23 protein-coding genes are annotated in these 22,671 nt (G+C 73.5%); 12 read left to right on the top strand and 11 right to left on the bottom strand.

Going from position 1 to position 22,671, the window contains the following annotated elements; genetic code table 11:
• The 6 genes from IEW03_RS19845 to IEW03_RS19820 form a co-directional block, all read left to right on the top strand.
• Positions 1-1,434: restriction endonuclease fold toxin-2 domain-containing protein (locus IEW03_RS19845; protein ID WP_229738459.1), on the top strand; the 1,434-nt coding region annotated here is incomplete at its 5' end.
• Between the two features lie 69 nt (positions 1,435-1,503).
• Positions 1,504-1,890, top strand: coding sequence for a hypothetical protein (locus IEW03_RS19840; protein ID WP_188525441.1), 387 nt, complete (start codon positions 1,504-1,506; stop codon positions 1,888-1,890).
• Between the two features lie 78 nt (positions 1,891-1,968).
• Positions 1,969-3,138: an SseB family protein gene (locus IEW03_RS19835; protein WP_188525440.1), complete on the top strand. Its 1,170-nt coding sequence runs from the start codon at positions 1,969-1,971 to the stop codon at positions 3,136-3,138.
• Between the two features lie 84 nt (positions 3,139-3,222).
• Positions 3,223-3,693 carry a PPOX class F420-dependent oxidoreductase gene (locus IEW03_RS19830; protein WP_188525439.1) on the top strand — a complete coding sequence of 157 codons (471 nt, stop codon included), beginning with the start codon at positions 3,223-3,225 and terminating at the stop codon, positions 3,691-3,693.
• A 29-nt stretch (positions 3,694-3,722) separates the two neighbouring features.
• Positions 3,723-4,034 carry a DUF1330 domain-containing protein gene (locus IEW03_RS19825; protein WP_188525438.1) on the top strand — a complete coding sequence of 104 codons (312 nt, stop codon included), beginning with the start codon at positions 3,723-3,725 and terminating at the stop codon, positions 4,032-4,034.
• Positions 4,035-4,058: 24 nt separating this feature from the next.
• Positions 4,059-4,418, top strand: coding sequence for a DoxX family protein (locus IEW03_RS19820; protein ID WP_188525437.1), 360 nt, complete (start codon positions 4,059-4,061; stop codon positions 4,416-4,418).
• A gap of 9 nt (positions 4,419-4,427) precedes the next feature.
• Here the strand turns inward: IEW03_RS19820 and IEW03_RS19815 are convergent, their stop codons facing one another.
• The 3 genes from IEW03_RS19815 to IEW03_RS19805 all read right to left on the bottom strand — a co-directional run bounded on the left by IEW03_RS19815 (position 4,428) and on the right by IEW03_RS19805 (position 8,413).
• Positions 4,428-6,620: an intein-containing Rv2578c family radical SAM protein gene (locus IEW03_RS19815; RefSeq protein ID WP_188525436.1), complete on the bottom strand. Its 2,193-nt coding sequence runs from the start codon at positions 6,618-6,620 to the stop codon at positions 4,428-4,430.
• Positions 6,621-6,675: 55 nt separating this feature from the next.
• The gene (locus IEW03_RS19810) at positions 6,676-7,746 is read right to left on the bottom strand and encodes a hypothetical protein (RefSeq protein ID WP_188525435.1); all 1,071 of its coding nucleotides are present in this window, start codon (positions 7,744-7,746) and stop codon (positions 6,676-6,678) included.
• An 88-nt stretch (positions 7,747-7,834) separates the two neighbouring features.
• Positions 7,835-8,413, bottom strand: coding sequence for a hypothetical protein (locus tag IEW03_RS19805; protein ID WP_188525434.1), 579 nt, complete (start codon positions 8,411-8,413; stop codon positions 7,835-7,837).
• A gap of 185 nt (positions 8,414-8,598) precedes the next feature.
• On the opposite strand from IEW03_RS19805, the gene IEW03_RS19800 reads away from it, so the two are divergent.
• The gene (locus IEW03_RS19800) at positions 8,599-8,982 is read left to right on the top strand and encodes a VOC family protein (protein ID WP_188525433.1); all 384 of its coding nucleotides are present in this window, start codon (positions 8,599-8,601) and stop codon (positions 8,980-8,982) included.
• Between the two features lie 20 nt (positions 8,983-9,002).
• Here IEW03_RS19800 and hisS read toward each other — a convergent pair whose 3' ends face one another.
• Positions 9,003-10,436, bottom strand: coding sequence for a histidine--tRNA ligase (gene hisS, locus IEW03_RS19795; RefSeq protein WP_188525432.1), 1,434 nt, complete (start codon positions 10,434-10,436; stop codon positions 9,003-9,005).
• Positions 10,437-10,534: 98 nt separating this feature from the next.
• On the bottom strand, positions 10,535-11,311 hold the full coding sequence (locus IEW03_RS19790; protein WP_188525431.1) for an MBL fold metallo-hydrolase: 777 nt from the start codon (positions 11,309-11,311) through the stop codon (positions 10,535-10,537).
• A 105-nt stretch (positions 11,312-11,416) separates the two neighbouring features.
• Between IEW03_RS19790 and IEW03_RS19785 the strand changes: the two genes are divergently transcribed.
• The 4 genes from IEW03_RS19785 (at position 11,417) to IEW03_RS19770 (ending at position 15,756) form a co-directional block, all read left to right on the top strand.
• Positions 11,417-12,208 (top strand): peptidylprolyl isomerase, encoded by a 792-nt coding sequence (locus tag IEW03_RS19785; RefSeq protein WP_371870646.1) that lies wholly within the window; start codon positions 11,417-11,419, stop codon positions 12,206-12,208.
• A complete protein-coding gene (locus IEW03_RS19780; RefSeq protein WP_188525430.1) occupies positions 12,205-13,917 on the top strand; it encodes a DUF349 domain-containing protein in 1,713 nt (570 codons plus the stop codon). The genes IEW03_RS19785 and IEW03_RS19780 overlap by 4 nt, the downstream gene beginning before the upstream one ends.
• 92 nt (positions 13,918-14,009) lie before the next feature.
• A complete protein-coding gene (locus IEW03_RS19775) occupies positions 14,010-14,657 on the top strand; it encodes a hypothetical protein (protein WP_188525429.1) in 648 nt (215 codons plus the stop codon).
• A gap of 10 nt (positions 14,658-14,667) precedes the next feature.
• Positions 14,668-15,756 (top strand): DNA polymerase domain-containing protein, encoded by a 1,089-nt coding sequence (locus IEW03_RS19770; RefSeq protein WP_188525428.1) that lies wholly within the window; start codon positions 14,668-14,670, stop codon positions 15,754-15,756.
• Positions 15,757-15,770: 14 nt separating this feature from the next.
• Here IEW03_RS19770 and IEW03_RS19765 read toward each other — a convergent pair whose 3' ends face one another.
• The 5 genes from IEW03_RS19765 to IEW03_RS19745 form a co-directional block, all read right to left on the bottom strand.
• Positions 15,771-16,301: a dihydrofolate reductase family protein gene (locus IEW03_RS19765; protein ID WP_188525427.1), complete on the bottom strand. Its 531-nt coding sequence runs from the start codon at positions 16,299-16,301 to the stop codon at positions 15,771-15,773.
• A gap of 89 nt (positions 16,302-16,390) precedes the next feature.
• Entirely contained in the window at positions 16,391-17,155 is a 765-nt protein-coding gene (locus tag IEW03_RS19760; RefSeq protein WP_188525426.1) for an SDR family NAD(P)-dependent oxidoreductase, read from the bottom strand.
• Positions 17,156-17,186: 31 nt separating this feature from the next.
• Positions 17,187-17,867, bottom strand: coding sequence for a TetR/AcrR family transcriptional regulator (locus IEW03_RS19755; protein ID WP_229738458.1), 681 nt, complete (start codon positions 17,865-17,867; stop codon positions 17,187-17,189).
• Positions 17,868-17,924: 57 nt separating this feature from the next.
• Entirely contained in the window at positions 17,925-19,088 is a 1,164-nt protein-coding gene (locus IEW03_RS19750) for an ATP-dependent DNA ligase (protein WP_188525425.1), read from the bottom strand.
• A gap of 54 nt (positions 19,089-19,142) precedes the next feature.
• The gene (locus IEW03_RS19745) at positions 19,143-19,505 is read right to left on the bottom strand and encodes a hypothetical protein (RefSeq protein ID WP_188525424.1); all 363 of its coding nucleotides are present in this window, start codon (positions 19,503-19,505) and stop codon (positions 19,143-19,145) included.
• Between the two features lie 122 nt (positions 19,506-19,627).
• Between IEW03_RS19745 and IEW03_RS19740 the strand changes: the two genes are divergently transcribed.
• A complete protein-coding gene (locus IEW03_RS19740; protein WP_188525423.1) occupies positions 19,628-20,347 on the top strand; it encodes a TetR/AcrR family transcriptional regulator in 720 nt (239 codons plus the stop codon).
• Here the strand turns inward: IEW03_RS19740 and IEW03_RS19735 are convergent.
• A complete protein-coding gene (locus tag IEW03_RS19735; protein WP_188525422.1) occupies positions 20,292-22,649 on the bottom strand; it encodes a RelA/SpoT family protein in 2,358 nt (785 codons plus the stop codon). The two genes, IEW03_RS19740 and IEW03_RS19735, sit on opposite strands and share 56 nt — an antisense overlap.
• Positions 22,650-22,671 lie beyond the last annotated feature (22 nt).

The raw sequence follows: 22,671 nt of genomic DNA, 5'->3' as shown, positions 1-22,671 counted from the left end.
GCCGACGGTGCGAGCGACCCCGAGGAGAAGCGCGAGTACGCCCAGCAGGCGCAGGCCGCGGGCGGGAACGCGGACGACGCGAACGGGCAGGTCGCGGCCGCCCGGTCGACCATCGAGACCGCGACCTCCGATCGGGACCGGGCCGCCGGTGACGCGATCTCCCGCATCGAGGACATCACCTCCGGTGACGACCTGAACGACGGCTGGTGGGACGACTGGGGCTCCAAGGTCGTCGCCGCGATCGCCGACATCGCGGACATGGTCTCGATGGTCGCCGGGCTGCTGGCCGTGGTGGTCGCGTTCATCCCCGTGGTCGGCACCGCTTTGGCCGGGGTGCTGATCGTGGTCGCCGCGGTCGCGGCGATCGTGTCCGCGTTGGCGAACGTCACGCTCGCCGCGACCGGGGAACGGTCGTGGGCCGAGGCCGGGATCGCGATCGCCGGCGCCGCGCTGAGCGTGATCGGCCTCGGTGGGGCGGCGAAGGCCGCCACGGGCTTGTCGAAGGCCGCGATGAAGCAGGGCGTCAAGACCGGGGCGAAGAAGGCCTGGTGCAAGGTCGGGTTCGGGACCTGCTTCACCGCCGGCACCCTCATCCGCACCCCCGACGGCCCCGACGGCGCCACACCGATCGAGGACATCCGCGCCGGCGACAAGGTCTGGGCCCACAACCTCGCCACCGGGGCCGACGAGCTGCAGACCGTGGCCGAGACGTTCGTGCGCACCACCAGCACGCTGCACCACCTGACCATCGGCGGGCACACGGTCACGACCACCGACGAGCACCCGTTCATGGTCGCGAACATGGGCTGGGTCCTGGCCCGCGACCTGCAGCCCGGCGACATCCTCGTCACCCCCGACACCGGCGACGGCACGGGCACCGTCACGCTCGACAGCATCCGCATCGAGCAGCGCGACCCCGACGCCACCGACGGCCCGGTCACCGTCTACAACTTCCACGTCGAGACCCACCACAACTACTACGTCCTCGCCGGCGACCTCCCCGTCCTGGTCCACAACGCCGGTGGGCACGCCGCGCGGGGGGTGCGAGGGACCCGCACCACGCCCATGCACTACTCCAAGCCGGGGACCCTCACGTCCCGCGCGTACGACTACCAGCGCGCGCACACCGGGCTCGTCGAGTTCGAGGTCGTGGGCGGGGGGAAGAGCGTCTGGGCGGACGGGATCGACGGCACCACGCTGGTCGACGCCAAGTACATCGAGAATCCCGCCAGCAGCCCCTACACCGGCACGGCGCCTGACTTCGTCAACGCCTCCACCATCGACGAGATGAGGAGGTACGGGGACGTCATCGGTGACCCCGCGACGTCGTTCACCGACCTGCGCATCATCGTCAACGACCCGCAGGGTGCCGAGTACTTCGCCAGGGTGCTCGACGACCTGCAGATCCCCGGATCGGTGATCCACTCGCCATAGCACGACCGACCACGGCCGACACCGACGACGACTTCGCTCGATACCGACCAACGCCACGAGGAGCTGACGATGGCTGAGATCCTCGCCTTCCTGAAGGACCGATCATCCTGGGAGGCCCCCCGCGAGCTGCTGGCCGCGAGGTTCGACGAGATCCCGGATCTGGAGGCGACCCCACTCCCGTCGCCGCAGTCCGAGATGCGGGATCTCGGCTGGTCGTTCGTCCACGACGGCAGGGCGGTCGAGGCCTGGCTCGCCGTCGGCGGCTGGGGGTTGTCGGTGGACGGCAGCTCCGAAGCCGGCGTCGCCCTGGCCGTCTGGTACCGGTCGATCGTCCCCGCCGATGTCGAGGTCAGGGTCTCGGACTCGATGTACTCGTTCGACGAGCCGCTGGAATCCGGCGTCACGGTCGAGGAGCTCGGCTCCTGGTACGAGGAGCACGTTGGCGAGCTGTACTGACGGTTCGCGTCGGCCGACCGCCGTCCCTCGACGCACCCATCCTCGCGCCCCCACCTCACGCTGGAGACCTGAAAGAACATGACGGACACCCCACGCGCCACTCCGTCCTCGCCGCGGCCCGACACGCGGTTCGGCACCGGCTCGGCCCTCCTCGCGACCGCGGCTGCCGCGGCTGACCGTGCCGCCGTCGGCCGCGCCCTGCGTGAGGACGCGGTCGTGGTCCCGGTCGTGCACCGCGACGACGGCACACCGCAGGTGCGCGTCTTCCCCGCGCAGGAGGACGCGACCCGCCCGTACGCGCTGTGCCTGTTCTCGACGACGGACGCCCTCGCGTCGTTCCTCGCCGACGACCCGGTGCGGGCCTTCAGCCTCCGGCGCCGCGACTCGCTGCTGCCCTTCCTCCACCGTCACGGCGCCACGATCGACCAGGTCGTGGTCGACCCGGCGGGCCCGCACACGATGACCCTGGGCGTCGACGAGGTCGAGGCGGCGCTGGGCCCCCTGCCCGGGTCGGACGACGACCCGACCGGGATGGCCGACGACACGGGCGCCGGCATCAGCATCGACGGCCTGCACGCCATGGCGACCCTCGACGAGCCCGGCGGTTCCCGCGGCATCGGCATCGAGCTGAACCTGCCCGACCACTGGGCGCTCATCGACCTCGACGACGCGGAGCAGCGCGACCGGCAGATCCGGGCGATCGTCAAGCAGCAGTCCGCCGCCCTGGGCGACCGCGGCGCGCCGCTGCGTCGTGACCTGCGGGAGCAGCTGGGCACGGTCGCCGAGCGGGCGGCCGGCGCGGGCGGCCGCGTCATGGCGTACCTGGTGCTGCCCGGCAAGGAGGCCGCCCTCGCGCTGAACCTCACGCTGTACTGGCACGACCTCGGCCCCGAGGCCGGCGGGGTCTCGCACCTGCAGCGCATCCACGACCGCCTGCAGCGGGGCCTCGGACCCGACGACGCGCTGACCACCACCGAGACGTTGTCGGGGCCGTTCCTGCGCCACGTCCGTGCGGCCCACGGCTCGCCGGAGCTCGGCGGCCAGGACGTCCCGCTGCTCCTCGTCGACTACTGGGCGCCGGCGCCCGGGGCGCAGTCCGTCGCCCGGCTCGCGTTCTCCACGCCGCACGTCGAGATCCGCGAGGCGATCCTCGGCCTGACCGACCGGGTCCTGTTCGCCACCGAGTGGCTCATGAGCGAGCCGGGGGCGAGCCCCGACCTCGACGAGCCCGCACGTGCCACCCGCTGATCACCGGTGAGTCGGGGTGCCGGGACGGCGGGGGCCGTGCCAGGCTGGACCGGCCCGCCCCGCCGACCGACAGGACGTCTGCCGATGGCCCCCAGGATCGCCACCACCACCCGCATCGAGCGGGACGAGCTGCTGGAGTTCCTGCGGCACCGGCACCAGGGGGTGCTCGTCACGACCCGCGGCGACGGCAGCCCGCAGCTGAGCCCGGTGACGTTCGGCGTCGACGCCGCCGGTCGGGTCGTGGTCTCGACCTATCCCGACCGGGCCAAGGCGGTGAACCTTCGGCGACGTCCGCAGGCCTCGTTCCTCGCCCTCGGCGACGACTTCGACGACGCCTGGGTCCAGGTGGACGGCACCGCCGAGGTGATCGACGCCCCGGACTCCGTGGAGCCGCTGGTCGAGTACTACCGCGCGGCCGCGGGCAAGGAGCACCCCGACTGGGACGAGTACCGGGAGGCGATGCGGCGCCAGGGCAAGAGCGTCGTGCGCCTCACGATCGAGCGATGGGGGCCGGTCGCCACCGGCGGCTTCCCTCCGCGGCTCGCGCAGGACTGACTGGACCGGACGAGGACGGGAGACGAACGATGGCGATCACCCTGTGCGTGCTGCTGTGGGCGGTGGACGGCGAGGCCGACACCCTCGAGGAGTACGAGACCGAGGTCCTGGCGCTCGTCCCGCGCCACGGCGGGAGGGTGCTGGAGCGCATGTCGAACGTGGCGCACACCGACGACGCCGACCACGGCGCCGTGCAGCCCACCGAGGTCCAGCTCATCGAGATGCCCGACGAGGACGCGCTTGCGGCCTACATGGCCGACCCGGACCGCGCGGCCCGCAGCGACCTGCGCGCCCGGGCGGTCGCCCGCACCGAGATCATGCGCGTCCGCCCCGTCGGCTGACCGCCCGCGTCGTACAGTCACGCCATGCGCTGGCTCCCCGACCCCGTCTGGCCGGTCGTCGTCCTCGCCCTGATCTCCGCCGTGGACGCGGCGATGTGCGTCCGGCCGGTCGCGTTCATCGCGCAGTGCTTCCGGGACGTGAACTTCCCCGAGCGCTGGTGGTGGGTGACGCCCTGGCTGAAGGCCGCGGCGGCGGTCGGGCTGGTCGCGGGGATCTGGGTGCCGGTGCTCGGGACGGTGACGTCCCTGGCGCTCGTCGCCTACTTCGTCGTGGCCCTGACCTTCCACGTGCGCGCCCGGGACTTCGGCCGCAACTTCTTCGTCAACGCCACCGGCATGTTCCTGTTCTGCGTCTTCGTGCTGTGGTTCTCCTTCGTCCGCTGACCGGGCCCGTCAGAACAGCACCTCCTCGACGCCGGCGCCCGCGACCTGCAGGCCGCCGCCGTCCCGGGGCATCCCGGCCAGCGCTCCCCCGGCCGCGGGCTCGACCATCGAGCCGGCGGGGTAGTCGCCCTCGTCGTGCGCCCGGAGCTCGCCGGCGTAGCGGCCCGTGGCTCCCGAGCGCGCCCGGTGCCCGGACGACCCGAAGCCCCGCTCGTCCAGCAGCGGCTGCACCCGGTCCCACAGCCACTGCCGGTACGCCTCCAGCGCGTACGTGCCACGGGAGAACACGCGCCCGTAGCCCGCGACGGCGTGCGGGTGCTCCTTGGCGAGCCACTGCAGGTACCACTCGCGGGTGCCCGGCTTGAGGTGCAGCGGGACCACCGTGACCCCGGTCGCGCCCGCGTCGGCGATCGCGTCGAGCAGTCGGCGCAGGTGGTCCCGGGAGTCGGTCAGCCACGGCAGGACGGGGGCCACCATGACCCCGCAGGGCAGCCCGGCCGCGCGCACCGCCCGGATCAGGTCGAGCCGGGCACGCGGGGTCGGCGTCCCCGGCTCGACCGCCTGCTGGAGCTCCTCGTCGGCGAACGCCAACGAGACGCCGAGGCCGACCTCCACCCGCTGGGCCGCCTGCGCGATCAGCGGCAGGTCGCGCCGCAGCAGGGTCCCCTTGGTGAGGATCGAGAAGGGGGTGCCGGAGTCCGCGAGCGCCCCGATGATGCCGGGCATGAGCCGGTAGCGCCCCTCGGCGCGCTGGTACGGGTCGGTGTTGGTCCCCAGCGCCACCGGCTCTCGCCGCCACGACGGCTTCGCGAGCTCGGCGCGCAGCAGGGTGTCGACGTTCATCTTCACGACGACCTGGGAGTCGAAGTCCTTGCCCGCGTCGAGGTCGAGGTACTCATGGGTGGGGCGAGCGAAGCAGTTGTGCGAGATCACCCCGTTCGCGACGAAGTCCCCCGTGCCCGTGGTGATGTCGACCATGCTCTGCTCGATGCGGAGATCCTCGACACTCACGACGCCGAGGTCCGTCGAAGTCTTCACCGCGCTGCCCAGGATTGTGAGTTTGCGCGAGATGGCCGGGCCCGTGACGCGAGAGAACCGCTGTCGGGCCGCGAGACCACCCACGACTCGTATCGTGGCGACTCCGTTGGCTCTGGCTTGCTCCCGTACGTTCGACACCCCGAAGTCGTCCAAGTAAGCGCTCGTCCGGGACAGGATCTCTGCGTCGCTGTTCGCGATCCGGAGAACCCCATGGGAGCAGGACCCCTCGGCATCGAAGATGCCCGCGAGGAATCCGCGCTTCCAGTCGGCGCAGGCATCCTCGGGCCACGCCACGATCCGGTCGATCGTCTGGTAGTCCGCCCGCCGGCCCGTGTATATGGAGTCCGTGGCTCGCCGGGTGCTGGTAGCCGGGGTGAACGGCCGACGCGAGAGGCGGACGCCCTCGAGCGCGAGATAGTCGGCTGACCGCTCCAGCGCCTCACGGTCAGCGAGCGCCAGTCGGAACTGCGTGACGTGGACCTGGCGCCCCGTCGGCTTCACGTACGTCTTGGCGAAGCGCATCCCGTCACCGCGGATCATCCCAGCGAGATATCCCAGCCGATACTCTCGCGACTCTCCGGGCGCCGTATACGCCACTGTCCGCACACCGTGCCCGAAACCCATGAGGGAATTGTTCGCGGTGAGGTAAGGGCGTTGCGGTTCGCCCGGCGCGGGACGGGCCGCATGCTTCCACCCCCGCCCGCTCACCAGAAATCGATGGTCGCCGCTGCTGACGATCTCCGTGCCGTCACGCAGCGTCACGCGGTGCGCACGCTTGACCGTCCACCATTTCGCGAGCACGGGCGTAGCGACGTAGCGACGATACTTGCCGTCGGACATCGTCCCGATCACACGGTCTCCGACGAGGACATCCCGGATCGGTACCTGCCGCCCGTCCGCCATGAGGACGAGAGTCTCAGGGCTGGCGCAATAGCGACATGCATGCGAGCACCCGCGGTACGGGTTGACCGTCCAGCCGAACGGCATGCGCGACGCGGCCGGGACCTTGGACAGGGCGCTCTTGGACATCACCTCGTGGAAGGTGACGCCGGCGAACTCCGGCGTCCTCACGCTGCGCACCAGCCCGAGCCGTGCCAGCCCGCTGCGCTCGAGCCCCGGCAGCGCGCCGTCGTCCGCCGCGATCGCTTGCCCGTCCCACCTCATCGACACATTCGAACACACGTTCGAGCCGGCGTCCAGCAGGGCGGGCGGGCCTCGGTCAGGAGCGGAGGCGTGCCCAGGCCCGGCGGACCCGTTCCGTCGGCCGGACGCGGCGGGCGCTCACCTCGCCCAGCAGCACCTCCACGGTGTCCAGCGCGGCGCCGGCGACCTTCTGCGGCATGAGGACGTCGGGGTCGACCCAGTCGGGGTCCGGCTCCCCCGGCCGCAGGTCGTCGAGGTCGCCGTGCACCCGCACGCCCCGCTCGCGCAACCATTCGATCCACGCATCGCTGCGCTCGGCGACCCAGGGGTGGTCGGCCGGGCCGAGCGTGATGCGCGGCGACCGTCGCGAGGCGAGCGCCCCGCTCACGACGATCCCCTCGATCAGCGGCGACAGCGCGCCGCCCCGCCGGGCGTCCTCGCCCAGCCTCCGGTTGAGGCGTCGCAGCACCTGCGCCTCCGGGATGCCGACCGACGCGTTCGCCTGCGACGCCTCCCGCGGCAGCTCGGCCTCCCCCACCCCCAGGGCGGCCAGGAACCTCGACCACAGGAGGTCCGCGTCGTGCCCGGGCGGCGGCGCCGTCACGACGTGGATCCGCTCCGCCGGCAGGTCCGCACCCCACACGGCGAGGACCCGGGTCGGGTCGAACCCCTGCATGAACCCGGACCGGCCCGCCTGCGCGTTGTCGAGGTAGCGCCGGAACGTCGTCCTGGAGCCGAACTTGAGCGTCTCCTGCCAGCCGCTGGTCAGCTCGCGCGCCAGGTCGCGGGCCGTCAGGACGACGTGGACCTCGGCCCCCGTGGCCGCCAGGTCCGCGAGCGCCCGCGCGGCCTGGTCGCCGGCGGCCTTCGCGAGCATCTCGTGGCTGACGACGACGTCGCCCCGCGCGCGGCGCACCCGCCGCAGCAGCCGGCGCCAGGAGCCGTCCACGTGCCGCGGGTCGACGCCGTGGTCGGAGTCCGTGACCTCGAGGGCCGCCCAGTAGTGCAGGCGCGGGTCGGCGAACCACCCGAGCGGGTAGCGCACGCCGTACGCCCGCAGGCCCCGGCGGTTGGCGCGCAGGCGCGACTGCAGATAGGTCGTGCCCGACTTCGGTGCCCCGACATGAAGAAAGACCCGTCTCGGCATGACGCCACGTTCGCACGACTGCCTGTGCGGCGCCTGAGCACCCGCTGCGAGCGTGTCGCGACCCGCCCGCCGCCGTCGTGCGCCCTGGCTAGGCGCTCGCGGGAAGCCGGAACGTGAGCGAGGCGCCGGCGCCCGTGCGCACGCGCTGGGCGGAGTACTGCTTGAGGTCTCCGCGGAAGACGACCTCGCCCGGCAGGTTCAGCAGGGTCTGCGGCCGGACCTTCCAGCGCGGCACCCCCAGGTCGCACACGCCCGCCCGGTGCAGCACGTCGTAGACGAACTCGGAGCAGAAGAAGCGCCGGTCGTCCTCGGCCCCGCGGCCGAGCAGGCCCGACACGAGCCCCGGGGCGTTGTACGTGTAGGTGTGGCCGTCCAGCAGGATCTCGGCGACGTGCCCGCAGATCGCCTCGCGCTGCCGCTCCGTGACGGGCACCTCGAGGACGACCCCGGGCAGCCGGTCCATGTCGCGGTAGAACGCGTCGTCCAGGCGCTCCCGCTTGAAGCACCCCACGAACGGGTTGCTGGCCCGGCGGCGACCGAAGCTGAACATCAGGTCCAGGTCGGCGTCCAGCGCGAGCGCCGAGTGGGTGAACTCGTCCCGCGTCGCCAGGCGGATCGTCCGGGACAGGACGGTGCTGCTGCGGGACAGGACGACGTAGATGCTCACGGCCCACACCGTAGCGTCTGAACGGCCGCGTCAGGCCTGATCAGCGGGCGAATCAGGGGCATCCTCAGGGGCCCCTCAGGGTGTTCGGGGGGATATCCCCCCGGCGCCGCTCAGTTCGTCCCGCCCGCGCGGTCCACCCTCCAGGCCCGGCGCACCACCACCGACACCCGGGCGAAGGAGACACCGTGTTCACCGTGCAGCATGCCTTCAGCAGCTTCTCCGTCGACGACCTGGACACGTCGGAGGCCTTCTACCGGGACATCCTGGGGCTGACGGTCACCCGCACCCCCATGGGGCTCGAGCTCGACGTCACCGGCGGCGCTCCCGTGTTCGTCTACCCGAAGGGCGACGACCACGAGCCCGCGAGCCACACGGTGCTCAACCTCGTCGTGCCGGACGTCGCGAGCGCGGCCGCCGACCTGCACGGGTCGGGTGTCGACCTGGTCCGCTACCCGGGCTTCGCCCAGGACGCCGACGGGGTGGTGCGCAGCGACGACCCGCGCCAGGGGCCGACGATCGCGTGGTTCCGCGACCCGGCGCGCAACGTCGTCGCGCTCATCGAGGCCTGAGCGCGGCCGCCCAGCGGTGGCTAGTGCCGCGCCACGGCGACGGCCCGGGGGCGCAGGTCGCCCGCCGGCGGCTCCCACGTCGCGGCGTCGGCGTCCGTCTGGTCGCCGGACCGGATGTCCTTCACCTGGTCGCCGGCCCGGTCGTCGGCCCGGTCGTCGGCCTGGTCGTCGGCCCGGTCGTGTCCCGTGTCGCCCGGCTGCCCGGGGAACCACACGAACGGGATGCCGCGACGGTCGGCGAACTTGATCTGCTTGCCGAACTTGGCGGCCGTCGGCGCGACGTCGGCGGCGATCCCGCGGGCCCGCAGCGCGGTCGCGACCGCGTCGGACTGCGGGCGCGTGGCCTCGTCGGCCACCGCCACGAGCACGACCGTCGGCACCCCGCGGGTCGCGGTCACGAGACCGGCGGACAGCAGGCGGGACACCAGGCGCGAGACGCCGACCGACAGGCCGACGCCGGGGTACGTGTTCTTGCCGTCCGAGGCGAGGGTGTCGTACCGCCCGCCCGAGCAGATCGACCCGAGCTCCTCGTGGCCGACCAGGACGGTCTCGTAGACGGAGCCCGTGTAGTAGTCCAGCCCGCGCGCGATCTTGAGGTCGGCCACCACGACGCCCGGGGCGCGGCGTGCCGCGGCGTCGATCAGCGCCCCGAGCTCGTCGAGGCCCGTCTCCAGCAGGTCGGTGCCGGCGTCGTAGGACGCGGCGAGCGCACGGACCCGCTCGACGACCGTCGCGTCGTCGCCCGAGATCTCCGCGAGCTCGAGGCAGGCCTTCGCCTGCTCCGGCGTGGCACCCTGCTCGTCCTGGAGCAGCGCGGCGACGGAGTCCGGCCCGACCTTGTCGAGCTTGTCGACCTGACGCAGCACGCCCTCGACGTCCTCGAGCCCCAGCCCGCGGTAGAACCCCTCGGCCACCTTGCGGTTGTTCACCAGGACCCGGACCTCGGGCACGCCGACGTCGCGCAGCGCCCCGAGCGCCTCGGCCATGACCAGCGGGAGCTCGACCTCGTAGTGGTAGGGCAGCTCGCCCGCGCCCACGACGTCGATGTCCGCCTGCACGAACTCGCGGAAGCGACCGTCCTGCGGCCGCTCGCCGCGCCACACCTTCTGGATCTGGTAGCGCTTGAACGGGAACGCCAGGCGGCCGGCGTTCTCCAGCACGTACCGCGCGAACGGGACGGTGAGGTCGAAGTGCAGGCCCAGCTGCTTCTCCGGCTGCCGGTCCGCCGGCTCGGCACCGTCGGCGTCGTCCTGCAGCCGCCGCAGCACGTAGACCTCCTTGGAGGTCTCCCCCTTGCGCAGCAGCTGGTCCAACGGCTCGACCGCCCGCGTCTCGATGCCGGCGAACCCGTGCAGCTCGAACGTGCGCCGCAAGACCTCGAGCACGTGCTGCTCGACCACGCGGCCGTCGGGGAGCCATTCGGGGAAGCCGGAGAGAGGGTGAGGGCGTGCCATGCGGCCATCTTCCCAGACGACGGAGGTGCACCGGTCCCGGCGCCCATCGGCCGGACCGGTCTCGGACACCGCTCGGGCGCCGCTCGGGGTCGCCGGGTTCAGCCGGCCGCTCGGCGCAGGAACGGGTTGGTGGCCAGCTCGTGGGCGACGGTCGTCCTCGGTCCGTGGCCGGGTACGACGACGAGGCGGGGGTCGAGCCGCGCGACGACGTCGCGCAGCGTGCGCGTCATCGTCGCCGCGTCGCCGCCGGGCAGGTCCGTGCGCCCGACGCCGCCCGCGAACAGCACGTCGCCCGCGAGGACGGTCCCGGCGGCCGCGTCCCCGTCGTCCGCGGTGCCCGGGCCGTCGTCCAGGACGAACAGGGTGGAGCCCTGCGTGTGACCCGGCGCCGGCACGCCGGCCAGGCGCACGGCGCCCGCGACGACCTCCACGGGGCCGCCGGTGCCGTCGAACGTCTCGACGTGCCGCGGGACGCGGTAGTCGCCAGGCCGTCGCCCGGTACCTGCGAGCGCCGCCGCGAGGGCGTCGGAGACGCCAGGGCCCCCGCCGGCCGCGAGGCCGAGGCTCCCGAACGGGTCCGCGAGGCGGTAGGCGTCCGCGGCGTGGAGACGGAGGGGCACGTCGTACCGCGCGCACAGGTCGGCGGCGTCCCAGGTGTGGTCGACGTGACCATGCGTGGCGAGCACCGCACGCGGCCGCAGCCCGTGTCTCTCCACCAGGCGCGACACCTCCGCGGCGACGCCGGCGCCCGGGTCGACGACGACGCAGTCGCGGCGCGGACCGGCGTCCTGGCGCGCGTCCGCCGACGAGCCGCCGGCGACCACGACGCAGCAGTTGGTGCCGAACACGGGGGCGACGACCTGGAGCACCTGCACGACCCACACGCTAGCGGCGGATTCTCGTGGGCGTGACCGGCGTCCCGCCGCCTAGACTGTCCTGCGCACGTGGATCCGACGTGCGGTGACCGGACGACCAAGGAGGTGCCCCCGACGGTGGCGGCCACCAAGCGCGAGCGCGAGCAGGCACGCAAGCGGCAGGCGAAGTGGGACGAGCGACAGGCTCGGACGAGGGAGCGCCGGCGCCGGACGTGGGCGATCGTGGCGATCCTCGCGATCCTCGCGCTGGTCGGAGGCACGGCCGTCGTCGCAGGTCTGGGCGGTGCGTCGGGCCCGGCGGCGTCCGGCACCCCCGCGGCCGCCGGCGACTGCCCCGCCGCGTCCACCGGTGCGCGGAGCGGGGGCGAGCTGCCGGACCCGTCGGCCGCCGAGGGCCGCACGTGGACCGCGACGCTCGACATGTGCGCCGGAGGCACCGAGTCCCAGGTCGTCATGGAGCTCGACGGCGCCGCGGCCCCCCAGGCCGTCGCCAGCTTCGTGTCGCTCGCGGACGGCGGCTATTACGACGACACCGCCTGCCACCGCCTCACCACCTCGGGCATCCACGTGCTGCAGTGCGGCGACCCCACCGGCACCGGGTCCGGCGACCCCGGCTACTCGTACGGCCCGGTCGAGAACGCCCCCGCCGACAACGTGTACCCCGCCGGCACCGTCGCGATGGCCCGCGCCAGCGGCGACGGCGAGTCGATGGGCTCGCAGTTCTTCATCGTGTACCAGGATTCGACCATCCCGTCCGACGCCGCCGGCGGGTACACGGTGCTCGGCACCGTGACGTCCGGCCTGGACGCCGTCCAGGCAGTCGCTGACGCGGGCACCGTGGAGGGGACAGAGTCCCCCACGAGCCCCGTCATCATCGAAGGAGTGGAGACCCAGTGAGCGAGAGCACCCCCGGCTCGACCGGCCCGGAGCAGCCCGAGGCGGTCGAGACCGAGCAGGCCGAGACTCCTGCCCCCGACACCGACCGTGCCGCGGAGGCTCCCGGGAACTCCTCCCCAGCCACCGACGAGGGGGCGCCCACCGACGAAGGAGCGCCCACCGACGAAGGGGCGCCCGCCGATGACGACGGCGGTGCTGCCGCGAGCGCACCCGCCGCCGAGAGCGCACCCGCCGACGACGACGCGACGGCTGAGACCACACCGGGCGCCGAAGAGACACCGAGCGCGCCGGCGACGGGTACGCCCCGACCCCCCAAGCCGTCGGCCCTCGCGCCCAAGCCCTCGGCGCTGCGCCGGCCGACGCCGGCCGCCGTGGCCCGGCCAGGAGCCAAGCCGGGAGCCGACGCCGCCCCGGTGCCCGCGGTCCCGCCCGCGGCGCTGGACGCCGCGGAGGCCGCCGCGGCCGAGGCGTTCGGCCGCGTCGACGACGACGGCACGGTGTACGTGCGCGAGGCGGCCGGCGAGCGGGCCGTGGGCCAGTTCCCCGGGGTCTCCACGTACGAGGCGATGAGCCTCTACGTCCGCCGGTACCTCGACCTCGTGGCCAAGGTGGCGCTGTTCGAGACGCGGCTGTCGTCCGCGGACCTGTCGGTCCGCGAGATCGACCAGACCCTGGCCAAGCTGTCGGAGGAGACGGCCGAGCCGGCCGCCGTGGGCGACCTCGACACCCTGCGGACGCGCGTGGAGGGGCTGCGCTCGGTCGCGGCGGAGCGCCGGGCCGCGCTCGAGCAGGAGCGTCAGGCCGCGAAGGCCGAGGCCGTCGAGGCCCGCACCGGCATCGTCGAGGCGGCGGAGAAGATCGCGGCCACCGACCCGGCCAAGATGCAGTGGCGGCCCGCCGGGGAGGAGCTGCGGTCCCTGCTCGAGACCTGGAAGGAGTCGCAGCGCAACGGCCCTCGCATCGACCGGCCCACCGAGGAGGCGCTCTGGAAGCGTTTCAGCCACGCGCGCACGGCCTTCGACCGCGAGCGCCGGCACTTCTTCGCCGACCTGGAGCAGCGCAACAGCGCCGCCAAGGCGGCCAAGGAGAAGCTCGTCCAGGAGGCCGAGGCCCTCGCGCACAGCACCGACTGGGGGGCGACCGCAGCGGCGTACCGCGACCTCATGACCCGCTGGAAGGCGGCCGGCCGGGCCAACCGGAAGGACGATGACGCGCTCTGGGCACGCTTCCGCGGCGCGCAGGACACGTTCTTCGCCGCCCGGGACGCCGAGAACGCGGTGATCGACGCGGAGTACGCGCAGAACCTCGTGGTCAAGGAGGAGCTGCTCGCGCAGGCGGAGGCGCTGTTGCCGGTCACCGACCTCCAGGCCGCCAAGGCCGCGCTGCGGGACATCCAGGAACGCTGGGAGGACGCCGGCAAGGTCCCGCGCGGCGACCTGCAGCGTGTCGAGGGCCGGCTGCGCGCCGTCGAGTCGGCCGTGCGCGACGCCGACCAGGCCCGGTGGGACCGCACGAACCCGGAGACGCGTGCCCGCGCCGAGGGCGCGGCGTCGCAGCTCGAGTCCGCGATCGAGGGGCTGGAGGCCGACCTCGCGCGGGCCCGGGAGGCCGGGGACGCGCGCCGCGCCGAGGAGATCGAGACCTCGATCGCCGCGCGCCGCTCCTGGCTGGAGCAGGTGGTGCGCGCCGCGGAGGAGACGCGCGGCTGAGCCTGCGCACAGCCCGGCCCCGGCGCGGTCCGAGTCAGGGCCGTCCACAGGAGGTCCACGAGCAGGGCCCACGCCCGGGTACGTTCCCGGGTGTGGGCCCTGCCTCGTCTCCCGTCCTCCCCGCCCCCGCGCCGACACCGCTCGGCGAGCTGCTCCGCGCGCCTGGCCCGTCGCGCAGCCCGCTACGCAGCCCGGCCGACGTCGGCGGGCGCGCCGCGTGGGACGTCCTGGTGCGCGACGGCGTCCTCGAGGTCGTGCGCGGCGACGCCGCCGTGGCGGCAGGCACGCGGCTCGACGCGGCGCACCGGGCGGGGCTCCTGGCGGGCGCCGTGCCGACCGGTGCCGTCGTCGCCGGCCGGACCGCCGCCTGGGTGCACGCCGGGCGCGTGCTCGACGACGGCGGGGCCCTCGACCTCACCTACCCTGCCGGGGGCCACCGGCCGTCCGTCTGGGGCGCCGGCCTCGTCTGGCAGTCGCCGCTGCTGCGCGAGGACGTCTCCCCGTACGGCGGCCTGCGTGTCACGAGCCCGGTCCGCACGGCGCTGGACCTCGCCCTGCACCTGGCCCCCGACGACGCGGCGTGGCGGGTCGTCGCGCTCGTGCGCGCGTGCGGCGTCGACCTGCGGGAGGTCCGCCGGCAGCTCGAACGCCGGGTGCGCGCCGTCGGGCGTCCGCGGGCCCGGACGGTCCTCGACCGGGTCGGGGCGAGCCTGGGTGCGGCGCCGGGCCCGCTGCCCTAGGTTGAGGCCCATGGCCTCCGCCTCCCCCGCCGTCGAGCTCGACGCCGCCGGACGCGCCGTGCGCGTCTCCAGCCCGGACCGGGTCGTCTTCCCCTCCCTCGGCAGCCGCCCCGGCATCACCAAGCGGGAGGTCGTCGAGTACTTCCTCTCCGTGGGTGACGGGATCCTGGGGGCGCTGCTGCACCGGCCCACCACGCTCGAGCGCTGGCCCAAGGGCTGGTGGGCCGACGCCGTCATGGCCACGCGGGCCGACAGCCGCGGCGACGCCTTCTACCAGAAGCGCCTCCCGAAGGGGGCGCCCGACTACGTCGAGACGGCGACCATCGCCTTCCCGAGCGGCCGCACCGCGGACGAGGTCGCGCCGACGGAGCTGGCCGTCGTGGGGTGGGCCGCGAACCTGGGCACCCTCACGTTCCACCCGTGGCCCGTGCGGCGCGACGACGTCGAGGCCGTGGACCAGCTGCGCATCGACCTCGACCCGCAGCCCGGCACCGACTTCGGCGACGCGGCCGCGGTCGCGCCGCACCTGCGCGAGCTGCTGGGCGAGCTCGGGCTGACCGGCTATCCCAAGACGTCCGGCGGCCGCGGGATCCACGTCTTCGTGCCGCTCGCGCCCCGGTGGTCGTTTCAGCAGGCCAGGCGCGCCACCATCGCTGTCGGCCGCGAGCTGGAGCGCCGGCTGCCCGAGCGCGTCACCACGAAGTGGTGGAAGGAGGAGCGCGGGGCCAAGATCTTCGTCGACTACAACCAGATGGCGCGCGACCGCACCATCGCGTCCGCGTACTCGGTGCGCGCCAACCAGCGCGCGACGGTCTCCACGCCGCTCGAGTGGGACGAGGTCGGCGAGGTGCATCCTGACGACTTCGACGTCTTCACCGTCCCGGCCCGGTTCGCCGAGCGTGGCGACCTGTTCGCGGCCCTGCGCGCCGACCGCGACCCCGCGCTGGACTGCTCCCTCGACCAGGCGCTCGAACTGGCCCGCCGCGACGAAGAGGAGCACGGCCTCGGCGACCTGCCCTACCCGCCCGAGTACCCGAAGATGCCGGGCGAGCCCAAGCGCGTGCAGCCCAGCCGCGACACCGACCGCAAGCGCTCCTGACGCCCCCGGCGCGGTCAGCGGGCCGTGTAGCGCAGGAAGACCGACCCGTCAGTGAGCGGCCGGGACTCCGCGAGCGTGAGCTCCGTCTGCCAGCCGTCGGGCAGCAGGCGCAGCCCGCCTCCCGCCACGTAGGGCGCGACGCGCACCGTCAGCTCATCGACCAGCCCGGCGCGCAGCATGCCCGCCGCCGTCGTCGGCCCGGAGACCTCCACGACGCCGTCGGTCGCCGCCACGATCTCGGCGAGGCGGCCCGGGGTGAGCCGCGGCTCGAGCGTGGTGCGCGGTGCGTCGACGGCGTCGAGGCTGTCGGAGCAGACGATCTTGTCGATCCCCTTCCAGAGCTCGGCGAACTCGTCAGCGGCCTCCCCCTGGCCGGGCGGCCAGTCGTCCCACACACGCATCGTGTCGAACATGCGCCGGCCGACGACGAACGTCCGCACGTCGCGGACCCGGTCGTTGATGAACGCGTGGACCTCCTCGTCCGGCGCTCCCCAGTCGAAGCCGCCGTCCGCGTCGGCGACGTAGCCGTCGAGCGAGCAGGTCATCAGGCCGTACCTCAGTGTTCCCATGCCCTGCCGACCGACCCCGGCGCCGGAACTCACCGGTGCCGGGGCGGCGACCGCCCGGCAGCGGGTCAGTGCAGCATGATCGAGCCGCCGTCGGTCATGAGGGTCTGGCCGGTGACGTACCTCGAGTCGTCGCCCGCGAGGAACGCGACGACCGGCGCGATGTCGTCCTCCGGGTCGCCCAGGCGCCCGAGCGGGATGCCCTGACGGACCTCCTCGTAGGCGTCGGGGTAGGCCTTCGACCACTGCTCGATCCCCGGGGTCAGCGCGACCGGGGACACGAGGTTGACGCGGACGCCGTCGGCGGCCCACTCGTGCGCGGCCACCCGGGTGATGGCGCGGATGGCCTCCTTCGCCGCGGCGTACGTGACCTGGTTCGGCAGCCCCTTCAGACCTGCCCCGGAGGCGAAGTTCACCACGGCGCCCCGCGTCTTCGTCAGCTCGGGGTACGCGGCCCGCATCAGGTGGAACGTCGCGTACATGCCGCTGCCCAGGGACAGGTCCCACATCTCCTGGGTCGTCTCCATGATCGGTGCCTGCTGCGACGCGTGGGCGTTGTTGACGAGCGCGTCGAGCGCGCCGAACCGCTCGACGGCGGCCGCGACGATCACCGGGGCGTTCTCCGCCGCCGAGATGTCGGAGCGCAGGTAGGCGACGTTCTCCGCGGGGACGAGCCCGGCGACGAGCTCGTCGCCGGCGGCCTGGTCCACGATGTCGACGACCAGCACCTTCGCGCCGCGCGCGAGGAAGTGCCGCACGATCCCCTGCCCGATGCCGCCTGCGCCGCCGGTGACGATCGCGACCTTGCCCGCCAGGGAGCCGGTGTCTGTCATTGCTGTGCCTTTCGTGGTGGTGTGCGCGCCGTCACCGGTCGCGCGGGTGGAGGGAGTGGGCGACACCGTCGAGGTAGCTGCCCAGCGCCACCTCGAGCAGGCGCCTGCCGCGCCCGGCGTCGAACGGCTCGCCGCGGAACCGTGCGGTCAGCGTCTCCTCGACGGGCGCTCCGCCCCCCGGGTGGTCGGCGGCGTACTCGACAGGACGCGAGGCTCCCGTTCCGGGCGCCGTGCCGGAGGGTGGGCCGAGGGTGACCCGGGCGATGCCGATGACCAGCGCCGCGGTACCGAGGAACACGTCGCCCGCGCGGTCGGGCGGGCACCCGGCGGCGACCAGACGCGCGAGCACGGTCTCGGTCTCGGGGGCGGAGGTGGCGTCCACCAGCCGGCTCGGCGAGACGGCGACGTCGACCAGCCAGCGGTGCCGTTCGAACGCCGTCCACTCGGTGGTCGCGAGGTGCTCCAGCGTCTCCCGCCAGCCGACCTCGCCGGCCGGCACGTGGGGCAGCTCCACGGCGATCCGGGCGACCATGCGGCGCACGAGGTCGTCGCGGTCGCCGACATGGCGGTACAGCGCCATCCCGGAGACGCCGAGGGCGGCCCCGACGCGGCGCATCGAGACGGCTTCGACACCTTCGGCGTCGGCGAGAGCGATCGCGGCGTCCGCGATCGCGGAGGCCCCCAGCCTGTCAGCCGCACGTCGTCCGGTCACGTTTACAGTGTAAACGCGGTGGCGCCGGTCCAGGTCCCCCGCCGAGGGTCCGGGAGGCTACCGCTCCGTCGTGCCCGGAGCGCCGGGCAGGAGCGACGCGAGGTCGTAGCCGACCGGCTCGACCAGCTGCTCGTACGTGCAGGACGCGGGGTCGCGGTCCGGGCGCCAGCGCTTGAACTGTGCGGTGTGCCGGAACCGTGCCCCCTCCATGTGGTCGTAGCCCACCTCGAGCACGCGCTCGACGCGCAGCGGCGTGAACGACAGGTCCTTGCCCGCGCTCCACCGCGACTGCGCGCCGGGGCGCCGCTCCCCCGCGCTCCCGTCGGCCACGGCCGGGTCCTGCCAGTCCGCCCACGGGTGCTCCGCCGCCGCCGAGGTGCCGGGCTCGACGACGAGCGGCGCCAGCTCCTGGTACAGCTCGGCCCGCCGCGCGACGGGGAACGAGGCCGCCACCCCGACGAACTGGAGCCGCGACCCACCCCCGGCCTCGTCGTCGCGGTACAGGCCCAGCAGCAGCGACCCGATCAGCGGCTTCTCGGGCGTCGAGGTCTTGTGCGGCCGGTAGCCCGCGAGCACGACGTCCGCCGTGCGGGCGTGCTTGATCTTGAGCATCGCGCGCTTGTCCGGCTGGTAGGGGCCGTCGGCCGGCTTGGCGACGACGCCGTCCAGCCCGGCCCCCTCGAAGGAGTCGAACCACTCGCGGGCGACCCGTGGGTCCGTGGTGCGCGGCGTCGCGTGCACCTGCGGCCCGGCCAGGCCGAGCCCGTCCAGGAGCGCCAGCCGCTCCGTGAGGGGCCGCGCCGTGAGGTCGTCGTCGTCGAGCGCGAGCAGGTCGAAGACGACGAGGCTCGCGGGCGTCTGCTCCGCCAGCATCGTCACGCGCGACTCGGCCGGGTGGATGCGCTGGCCGAGTGCGTCGAAGTCCAGGTGCGCGGAGCCCGCCCCGTCGCCCGGCCGTGCCAGCACGATCTCCCCGTCGACCACGCACCGGGGCGGGAGCGCCGCGCGGGCGGCCTCGACGACCTCCGGGAAGTAGCGCTGCATCGGGCGGCCGTTGCGCGAGTCGATGCGCACGTCGTCGCCGTCGCGGAAGACGAGCGCCCGGAAGCCGTCCCACTTGGGCTCGTAGACCCACCCCGGCCCGTCGGCCGGCTGGTCGGGCACGGCGGCGACCGACCGCGCGAGCATGGGCAGGACCGGCGGCTCCAACGGCAGCGTCATGGAGGCGAAACTACTCCGGGCGCCGCCCGAGCACCTCTCGCACGCCCGACCGGCTCAGGCCGCGGTCACGAGCCGCACCCGTACCGTCACCCGACCCGCCGCGTCGCGGTCCGCCACACCGTGCCCGCTGTGCTCCGCGCCGTCCAGCTCGAGCGACAGCGGAGCGCCCTCGCCCAGGAAGTTGCGCCACCAGCTCTTGGCATCCGGCATGCGCACCCCGATGACGACGTCGTCCCCGCTACGACGGAACCCGACCGGGATGACGAAGTCCCGCCCCGAGCGTCGGCCCGTGTACCTGACGATCGTGAGGTGCCGGCGCACCGGGCCGCCCCAGCGCGGCGAGGCGCGCCACGCGAGCACGCGTCCGTTGAACCAGGTGACGAAGCGCCGGGCGCGGGGCGAACCGAGGTTCGGCATGGGTCTCCTTCATGTCAGGACGAGCGTCGGGCGGGACGACCGGACGCGGTGCGTCAGACGACCACCGTCACGTCAGCCACGTAAGCGGAGGGAGGATTCCGCTTAGGTCTAGAGTGAGAGCAATGAGCGCCGAAACCTCTCACCCACGCGTCGCCGGGCCGGCAGCCGCAACCACGCCGGCAGACCCACCGCTGCGGTCGGACGCCCGGCAGAACCGGGACCGGATCGTCGAGGCTGCCCGTTGGCTGTTCGCCTCTCGGGGTATCGACGTGCCGCTGGCCGCCGTGGCCCGCCGGGCCGACGTCGGCGTCGCGACGCTCTACCGGCGCTTCCCCACACGTGAGTCGCTCGTCGAGGCGGTCTTCGCCGAGGAGTTCGCCACCTGTGCCGCGGCCGTCGACCAGGCAGCCGCCGATCCGGACCCGTGGCGGGGCTTCCGTGTGGCCGTGGAGCACGTGTGCGCACTGCAGGCCGTCGACCGCGGGTTCAGCGCAGCCTTCCTGGCGGCGCTCCCCGAGACGGACACCGTCGCCCGAGAGCGGGACCGCGTCCTGGGCGTCATCGCCGACCTCGTCGCGCGGGCCCAGGCGGTCGGCCGGCTGCGCCCCGACGTCACCATCGACGACCTCGCGCTCGTCGTCATGGCCAACAGCGGGGTGGTCGCCGCGTCACCCGAGGAGGCGCAGATCGCCTCGCGCCGGCTCGTCGGGATCCTGCTCAGCGGGTTCCGGGCGGACGGCGCGGTCCGGTTGCCACCCGCCACCGGGCGCGGGCTCGCGGAATCGCTCAGGCGCCGGGAGAGCCCGCCACCTCGTGCACCTCGGAGGCCTTCGTCCCGGTGATGCGGTAGACGTCGAAGACGCCGTCCACCTTGCGGACGGCCGTCAGCACCTGCGCGAGGTGCGCGGGCTCGGCCATCTCGAAGACGAACTTCGACGTCGCGATCCGGTCCGACGTGGTGGCGACCGACGCCGACAGGATGTTCACGTGGTAGTCGGACAGCACCCGGGTGACGTCGGACAGCAGGCGCGACCGGTCGAGGGCCTCGACCTGGATCTGCACCAGGAACATCGTGTTCGCGCCGGTCGTCCAGCTCACGTCGACCATCCGCTCCGGCTGGGCGTGACGGAGCTGCTCGGCGTTCGCGCAGTCGGAACGGTGCACGCTGACCCCGGCGCCGCGGGTCACGAACCCGACGATGTCGTCGCCCGGCACGGGGGTGCAGCACTTGGCCAGCTTCACCCAGATGTCCTCGACGCCCTTGACCATGACGCCCGGGTCACCGGTGCGGCTGCGGCGCGACGGACGGCCCGGCTGCGCGACCTCGGCCGCGTCCTCCTCGGTGCCCTCGGCCCCGCCGAGCGACTTCACCAGGGTCTCGACGACGTGCTGGGCGGACGTGTGTCCCTCGCCCACCGCGGCGTACAGCGCGGACACGTCGGCGTACCGCATGTCGCTCGCGATCCCGACGAGGGCCTCGTGGCTCAGCAGCCGCTGGATCGGCAGGTTCTGCTTGCGCATCGCCTTGGTGATGGCGTCCTTGCCCTGCTCGATCGCCTCCTCGCGGCGCTCCTTGGTGAACCACTGCCGGATCTTGTTCCGGGCGCGGGGCGACTTCACGAAGGCGAGCCAGTCGCGCGACGGCCCCGCGGACTCCGCCTTCGACGTGAGGATGTCGACCGTGTCGCCGTTCTGCAGCGACGAGTCCAGCGGCACGAGCCGCCCGTTCACCCGCGCGCCCATCGTGCGGTGCCCGACCTCGGTGTGCACCGAGTACGCGAAGTCGACGGGGGTCGCGTCCGCCGGCAGCGCCATGACCTCACCCTTCGGGGTGAAGACGTAGACCTCGGCGCCGCCGATCTCGTAGCGCAGCGAGTCGAGGAACTCGCTCGGGTCCGCGGTCTCCCGCTGCCAGTCCACGAGCTGGCGCAACCACGCCATGTCGTTGGCCCGCGGGTCGTCCGACGCCCCCTTGCCGGAGCGCGCCATCTCCTTGTACTTCCAGTGCGCCGCGACGCCGTACTCGGCACGGCGGTGCATGTCGTGCGTGCGGATCTGGATCTCGACGGGCTTGCCGCCCGGGCCCACGACCGTCGTGTGCAGCGACTGGTACATGTTGAACTTCGGCATCGCGATGTAGTCCTTGAACCGGCCCGGGACGGGGTTCCAGCGCGCGTGCAGCGCACCGAGCACCGCGTAGCAGTCCCGCACCGTGTCCACGAGGACGCGCGTGCCCACCAGGTCGTAGATCTCCGCGAAGTCGTGACCGCGGACGATCATCTTCTGGTAGATCGAGTAGTAGTGCTTCGGCCGGCCGGTGACGGTCGCCTTGATCTTCGCGCTGCGCAGGTCGGCCGTGATCTGCTCGCGCACCACCGACAGGTACTCCTCGCGCGCCGGCGCGCGCTCCGCCACGAGGTGCACGATCTCGTCGTACACCTTGGGGTACAGCGTCTGGAAGGACAGGTCCTCCAGCTCCCACTTGATGGCGTTCATGCCGAGCCGGTGCGCCAGCGGGGCGTAGATCTCGAGCGTCTCGCGGGCCTTGCGCTGCGCGGAGTTACCGGAGACGTACTTCCACGTGCGCGCGTTGTGCAGCCGGTCGGCGAGCTTGATCACCAGGACGCGGATGTCCTTGGCCATCGCCACGACCATCTTGCGGACGGTCTCCGCCTGCGCCGCGTCGCCGTACTTCACCTTGTCGAGCTTGGTGACGCCGTCCACGAGCATGGCGATCTCCTCGCCGTACTCCCGGGTGAGCTCCTCCAGCCCGTACTCGGTGTCCTCGACCGTGTCGTGCAGCAGGGCGGCCGCGAGCGTCGCACCGTCGAAGCCCAGCTCCGCCAGGATCGTCGCCACGGCGACCGGGTGCGTGATGTACGGGTCGCCCGACTTGCGCTCCTGGCCGCGGTGACATCGTTCGGCCGTCGCGTAGGCCCGCTCCAGGACGGAGAGGTCGGACTTCGGGTGGTTGGTGCGCACGGCCTGCAGCACCGGCTCGAGAGCGGGCGTCGTCGCGGGTGCGCCGCGGACGCCGAGGCGCACCAGCCGGTTGCGCACCCATTCGCCGGAGCCGCTTGACCTGTTGCCGGACGCCGGGGGCGGGGAGGTCGCGGCGCGCGCGACCTTCGTCTCGTCGCTCATCTGCGCCTCCCTCCGCCACCGT

The organism is Isoptericola cucumis, from assembly GCF_014635665.1.
GTDB classification, from domain to species: Bacteria; Actinomycetota; Actinomycetes; order Actinomycetales; family Cellulomonadaceae; genus Isoptericola; species Isoptericola cucumis.
This window is presented reverse-complemented; position numbering and strand designations above follow the sequence as displayed.

Bases quoted from the DNA above. Each gene is read 5' to 3' on its own strand.
- IEW03_RS19840 (WP_188525441.1), top strand. From the start codon at position 1,504: ATGGCTGAGATCCTCGCCTTCCTGAAGGACCGATCATCCTGGGAGGCC.
- IEW03_RS19835 (WP_188525440.1), top strand. From the start codon at position 1,969: ATGACGGACACCCCACGCGCCACTCCGTCCTCGCCGCGGCCCGACACG.
- IEW03_RS19830 (WP_188525439.1), top strand. From the start codon at position 3,223: ATGGCCCCCAGGATCGCCACCACCACCCGCATCGAGCGGGACGAGCTG.
- IEW03_RS19825 (WP_188525438.1), top strand. From the start codon at position 3,723: ATGGCGATCACCCTGTGCGTGCTGCTGTGGGCGGTGGACGGCGAGGCC.
- IEW03_RS19820 (WP_188525437.1), top strand. From the start codon at position 4,059: ATGCGCTGGCTCCCCGACCCCGTCTGGCCGGTCGTCGTCCTCGCCCTG.
- IEW03_RS19815 (WP_188525436.1), bottom strand. From the start codon at position 6,620: ATGAGGTGGGACGGGCAAGCGATCGCGGCGGACGACGGCGCGCTGCCG.
- IEW03_RS19810 (WP_188525435.1), bottom strand. From the start codon at position 7,746: ATGCCGAGACGGGTCTTTCTTCATGTCGGGGCACCGAAGTCGGGCACG.
- hisS (WP_188525432.1), bottom strand. From the start codon at position 10,436: ATGGCACGCCCTCACCCTCTCTCCGGCTTCCCCGAATGGCTCCCCGAC.
- IEW03_RS19770 (WP_188525428.1), top strand. From the start codon at position 14,668: ATGGCCTCCGCCTCCCCCGCCGTCGAGCTCGACGCCGCCGGACGCGCC.
- IEW03_RS19765 (WP_188525427.1), bottom strand. From the start codon at position 16,301: ATGACCTGCTCGCTCGACGGCTACGTCGCCGACGCGGACGGCGGCTTC.
- IEW03_RS19760 (WP_188525426.1), bottom strand. From the start codon at position 17,155: ATGACAGACACCGGCTCCCTGGCGGGCAAGGTCGCGATCGTCACCGGC.
- IEW03_RS19750 (WP_188525425.1), bottom strand. From the start codon at position 19,088: ATGACGCTGCCGTTGGAGCCGCCGGTCCTGCCCATGCTCGCGCGGTCG.
- IEW03_RS19745 (WP_188525424.1), bottom strand. From the start codon at position 19,505: ATGCCGAACCTCGGTTCGCCCCGCGCCCGGCGCTTCGTCACCTGGTTC.
- IEW03_RS19740 (WP_188525423.1), top strand. From the start codon at position 19,628: ATGAGCGCCGAAACCTCTCACCCACGCGTCGCCGGGCCGGCAGCCGCA.
- IEW03_RS19735 (WP_188525422.1), bottom strand. From the start codon at position 22,649: ATGAGCGACGAGACGAAGGTCGCGCGCGCCGCGACCTCCCCGCCCCCG.